A 1,615-nucleotide genomic window follows, 5' to 3' on the forward strand; every position below is an offset into this window, starting at 1 on the left:
CGCCGCTTGCTTCTCGTCGTCAACGGCGTCGGGACGGACGGGGCGGGCACGGCCGGAGCCCCGTGGCGCGGCCGGGGGCGTCACGGGGCTCCGGTCAGGGCGTGCGCCGGGTGGCGCCCGGGGTCAGCCCTTACGGGCGGTGACCTCCTCGGTCAGCTGCGGCAGGACCTGGAACAGATCACCCACCACCCCGTAATCCGCCAACTCGAAGATCGGCGCCTCCGGATCCTTGTTCACCGCCACGATCGTCTTCGACGTCTGCATCCCCGCCCGGTGCTGGATCGCCCCCGAGATACCCGCCGCCACATACAACTGCGGCGACACCGACTTACCCGTCTGACCCACCTGATGCGCATGCGGATACCAACCCGCGTCCACCGCCGCCCGCGACGCCCCCACCGCCGCACCCAACGCATCCGCCAACGCCTCGATCACCGCGAAGTTCTCCGCACCCCCCACCCCGCGACCACCCGACACCACGATCGCCGCCTCGGTCAACTCCGGACGACCCGACACCTCCCGCGGCGCCCGCGCCACCACCCGCGTCCCCGCCGCCAGCACACCGAACTCCACCGGCAACTCCTCCACCACACCCCCGGCCGCAACCGCCTCCACCGGCGCCGCATTCGGCTTCACCGTGATCACCGGCACACCCACCGTCACCCGCGACCTCGTCGTGAACGACGCCGCGAACACCGACTGCGTCGCCACCGGCCCCTCAGACCCCGCCACCACATCCACCGCATCGGTGACCAGACCCGACCCCAACCGCAACGCCAACCGCGCCGCGACCTCCTTACCCTCCCCCGACGACGGCACCAGCACCGCCACCGGACTCACCACACCCGCGGCCGCCTCCAACGCATCCACCTTCGGCACCACCAAATACCGCGCGAACTCCCCCGCCTCATTGACCAGCACCCGCACCGCACCATGCTCACCCAGCACACCCGCCGTCGCACCAGCACCCGCACCCAGCGCCACCGCCACCGGCTCACCCAGCCGACGCGCGATCGTCAGCAACTCGAGGGTCGGCTTGCGAACCGCACCCTCCACATGATCGACATAAACGAGGACATCACCCACGGGAACACCACTCCTGAGAACTCGAAGAGAAAGAAGAAGAAGGCCGCTCAGACGAACTTCCGGCCCGCGAGGAACTCCGCGAGCTGCCTACCGCCCTCACCCTCGTCCTTGACGACCACACCAGCCGCCCGCGGCGGACGCGCCACCGCCTCATCCACCCGGGTCCACGCCCCCGCCAGACCCACCAGCCCCACCTCCACACCCAGGTCGGACAGATCCAGCGACTCCACCGGCTTCTTCTTCGCCGCCATGATCCCCTTGAACGACGGATACCGCGCCTCACCCGACTGATCCGTCACCGACACCACCGCCGGCAACGACGCCTCAAGCTCCTCACTCGCCGCATCACCATCCCGCCGCCCCGACACCACCCCACCCTCGACCGACACCCGCGACAACAACGTCACCTGCGGCACACCCAACCGCTCCGCCAGCAACGCCGGCACCACACCCGCCGTCCCATCCGTGGACGCCATCCCCGTCACCACCAGATCGAACCCCACCCGCTCGACCGCCCTCGCCAGCACCA

The 1,615-nt window shown here is 70.2% G+C and carries 2 protein-coding genes; both read right to left on the minus strand.

Annotation, left to right across the window (positions count from 1 at the left end; all coding sequences use genetic code 11):
• Positions 1–123: 123 nt before the first annotated feature.
• The gene (locus ACRWND_RS30705) at positions 124–1,086 is read right to left on the minus strand and encodes an electron transfer flavoprotein subunit alpha/FixB family protein (protein WP_431955228.1); all 963 of its coding nucleotides are present in this window, start codon (positions 1,084–1,086) and stop codon (positions 124–126) included.
• A gap of 47 nt (positions 1,087–1,133) precedes the next feature.
• Positions 1,134–1,615: electron transfer flavoprotein subunit beta/FixA family protein (locus ACRWND_RS30710; RefSeq protein WP_431955230.1), on the minus strand; the 482-nt coding region annotated here is incomplete at its 5' end.

The sequence above is a fragment of the Actinacidiphila sp. bgisy167 genome (assembly GCF_965342175.1).
In the GTDB taxonomy this organism is placed as follows: Bacteria; Actinomycetota; Actinomycetes; order Streptomycetales; family Streptomycetaceae; genus Actinacidiphila.